Below are 3,393 nucleotides of genomic sequence, written 5' to 3'. Positions count from 1 at the left end.
CCTTTTGGCCAGCGTCTTGTTTCTCTCTAGTGTGCGCTAGCTTTTTTAGTTCGGCTTGAATGTTATCAGAATCCACTGATTTTCCGGTTGATGCATTGTTAATCATTCTTTGATACTGATCTACAACAATTTTAGCATCACCTTTGAAGAGAGTTTTTCCATAATCCAACCAAAGGGCAGATTTACATAGATTGACAACTAACGAAGAAGAATGCGATACAAATAAAACTGTTACACCATTACTTTGAAGACGATTTATTTGGGCAAAGCATTTACGTTGAAAAATTTCGTCGCCAACGGCCAGAGCTTCATCAACAATTAAGATGTCTGGTTCAACATTAATGGCTACCGCAAAAGCTAGCCGTACAAACATCCCGCTGGAATAGGTTTTTACTGGCTGGTCAATAAACTTTCCAATATCTGCAAAAGCTTCGATTTCTTCAAAACGGTTTTGGATTTCTTCCTGACTTAAGCCTAAAATTCTTCCATTAAAAAAAACATTTTGCCGCCCAGTAAATTCAGGATTAAAACCACTTCCTAGCTCTAATAACGCTGAGACACGACCATTTACTTGAAGATTTCCTGTCGTGGGACGCAGCGTTCCTGCAATTATCTGTAATAAGGTGCTTTTGCCCGACCCATTTCGTCCAATAATTCCAACTGTTTCTCCTTTTGGAATTTCTAAATTGATATCTTGAAGTGCCCAAAATTCTGTTGCTTTTTGCTTGCCTGGCAACAAAAGCTCTTTCAGCCGATCCACCGGACGGTGATACTGCTTAAATACTTTCGATACGTTTGTTAGAGAAATTGCGGTATCGTCAGCCATATAGAATTAGAAAATACTTGACTTGCCAGAACAAAGTAGATATTATCCAACCGCTCACGGTGTAAGTGGTCGGTCGTCTAGTCCAATGCAATTTCCCCTTCAGGAAACCAGGCACTTGAGTGTGGGCTACAGCACATCTGCAAATGCTGGGCGCAGCTTTTTGTAACACCAAAAACCACTGCCAAAAATAGCGAATGCTAAACCTGTTGAGGCTCCCCACTCTTGCCAATGGGTGACTTCCCCAAGCAGTATCACATCGCGATACATCTCACTAATTGCTGCTAATGGATTTAACCAAAGTACCCACTGCTGAAATGGTTCTGGAATCATCTCTGGTGGATAAATTAGGGGAGTTGCATAAAACCAAAGATTTAGGATTACTCCCAAGGTTTGTGGAATATCTCGGACAAAGACTGTCAGACCAGCCATCAAGTAACCCAATCCTGCTGTTATTAAAAGTTGAGGTAACCAAACTAAAGGTAGTAAAAGCAGCGTTGGATGTAATGCGTTACTCACAAACACAACAAAGGCTATTAGGGCCATTAATCCAAAAGTACTTTCCAAAAAAGTAGATAACACTGGAACCAGCGGTAGCAAGCTCAGCGGAAAAACAACCTTTTTCACCAAATTCGGCTGACTTACCACAGAGCCTGATGCCTGCATTAACCCACCGCTAAAAGCGAGCCATGGTAATAGCCCTGCAAATAACCACAGGCCAAATACAAACGAATTGTCAGCGGGCATTCCTTTCAAGCTGAGCTTGACACGCAGGACAATGGAAAAAACATAGGTATATATCAATAGCTGGGCTAGCTGATTCAACAGCGGCCATAGATTTCCTAAAATGGAGCCCTTGTAGCGTGCGTCCATATCTCTCTGTACGAGTGTTCGTAGCAGGCCTAGCTTTGCCCACTGGGGTTCACGCAACGGTATTACGGGCTTTAGTCGTATGATTTGCTGCCACAGCAAGCTTCTGAGCATCTGCATACATGCTTTCAGTGGTTTGAATACAGCTGCCATAAGCCAATGTTGGTTGAATTGAGATACCGCACTAATTTATCAAACCATTGCCCCGACCTGAGGAAGCTTTACAATGATGCTTCTCCAGGTTTTTTCCTTTCTTTGCCAAGAGAGTTCAAAGTTCCCTTAGGCAATAAGGAGCAATCTCTTAATCTTTTAGCGCTCTATCAAATTTAACGCTCTATCTATACAGCCTGCTGTAGACAACTCACTACCTGTTTAATTTGAGTCAAACTTAGCTCTGGCCACATGGGTAAACTTAAGACTTCTTGGGCCAACTGGTTGTTTACAGGCAAATCTGGATATTGCCCTATATAGATAGGTAGTTTGTCTTGGGGGATAGGGTAGTAGATCATGGCACCAATCCCAGATGCGAGTAGCTCTTGGCGGACACGATTTCGTCCTGCCCGAACCCGGACTGTGTATTGATGAAATACATGACCTGATGATGGTTTTGGCGTAATAACACCGTCTGTGTCGTTTAGTAATTGAGTGTAGGTATCGGCGACCCAGCATCGTTTACTATTCCATTCATCTACATAGCGCAGTTTAACCTGCAAGATAGCCGCCTGCATTGCATCGAGCCGAGAGTTATAGCCCAGCATTAAGTTGTGGTAGCGCTCCTTAGCTCCATGCACTCGAAGCATACGAGCGGCTTCAGCGATATCGTCGTCATTGGTAGTAATTAAGCCACCATCACCATAAGCTCCCAGATTTTTGGTGGGAAAAAATGAAAAGGCTCCCACATGACCGATTGTGCCTACATAGCTGCCCAATAGCTGCTCACGATTTGCCTCTCCACAGCTGCAGCCCGTGCAATCCCCTTTGTAGACTGCCCCAAATGCCTGGGCACAGTCTTCGATCACGTTGAGATCATGCTTAGCGGCAATCTCCATAATCTGGGCCATGGCGGCTGGGTTGCCATATAAATGCACCGGCATAATCGCCTTAGTCTTGGGAGTAATTGCCGCCTCGATCAGGTTAGGGTCAATATTGAATGTGTCTGGCTGAATATCGACAAATACCGGCTTAGCACCCACCATACTGATGGATTCTGCAGTGGCAAAAAAGCTAAAGGGGGTTGTGATCACTTCATCCCCCGGCAGAATACCCATGGCTCGTAGACCAATGACTAGGGCATCAGTCCCGGAGTTAACACCGATGGCATGCTTAACGCCCAAATAACTGGCCACATCGCTTTCAAATGACTGGACTATGGGTCCTAGAATGAATTGCCCGGAGTCTAAGACCTGATTGATAGCAGCTTGTACTTCAGCCTTAATGGCTTGGTACTGGGGCTTGAGGTCAAGGATGGGGATGTTGATCTGGCTCACGGTATTTCGATTACCCTAATGGTCTTGATGCTGCAGGGCTCTGCTCTAGAATCTTAGGACGATTTGTGTCGTCATTTTGCTATGCGTGTTGCGGTTGTCCATGAATGGCTGGCTAGCCATGCTGGTTCTGAGAAGGTTGTAGAACAAATTTTGCAGCTTTATCCTGATGCAGATCTGTTTAGCCTGGTGGATTTTTTATCGCCAGAGCAGCGT

At 44.6% G+C, this 3,393-nt stretch carries 3 protein-coding genes; all 3 read right to left on the bottom strand.

Going from position 1 to position 3,393, the window contains the following annotated elements:
* The coding region (locus tag IQ260_RS28980) for an ABC transporter ATP-binding protein (RefSeq protein WP_193996534.1) at nucleotides 1–826 on the bottom strand (826 nt) is incomplete at its 3' end.
* Nucleotides 827–952: 126 nt separating this feature from the next.
* Nucleotides 953–1,807: an ABC transporter permease gene (locus IQ260_RS28975; RefSeq protein ID WP_407657766.1), complete on the bottom strand. Its 855-nt coding sequence runs from the start codon at nucleotides 1,805–1,807 to the stop codon at nucleotides 953–955.
* 224 nt (nucleotides 1,808–2,031) lie between these two features.
* Nucleotides 2,032–3,180, bottom strand: coding sequence for a DegT/DnrJ/EryC1/StrS family aminotransferase (locus tag IQ260_RS28970; RefSeq protein ID WP_193996533.1), 1,149 nt, complete (start codon nucleotides 3,178–3,180; stop codon nucleotides 2,032–2,034).
* Nucleotides 3,181–3,393: the final 213 nt, after the last annotated feature.

Source organism: Leptolyngbya cf. ectocarpi LEGE 11479 (assembly GCF_015207065.1).
In the GTDB taxonomy this organism is placed as follows: Bacteria; Cyanobacteriota; Cyanobacteriia; order Phormidesmidales; family Phormidesmidaceae; genus Leptothoe; species Leptothoe ectocarpi.
This window is presented reverse-complemented; position numbering and strand designations above follow the sequence as displayed.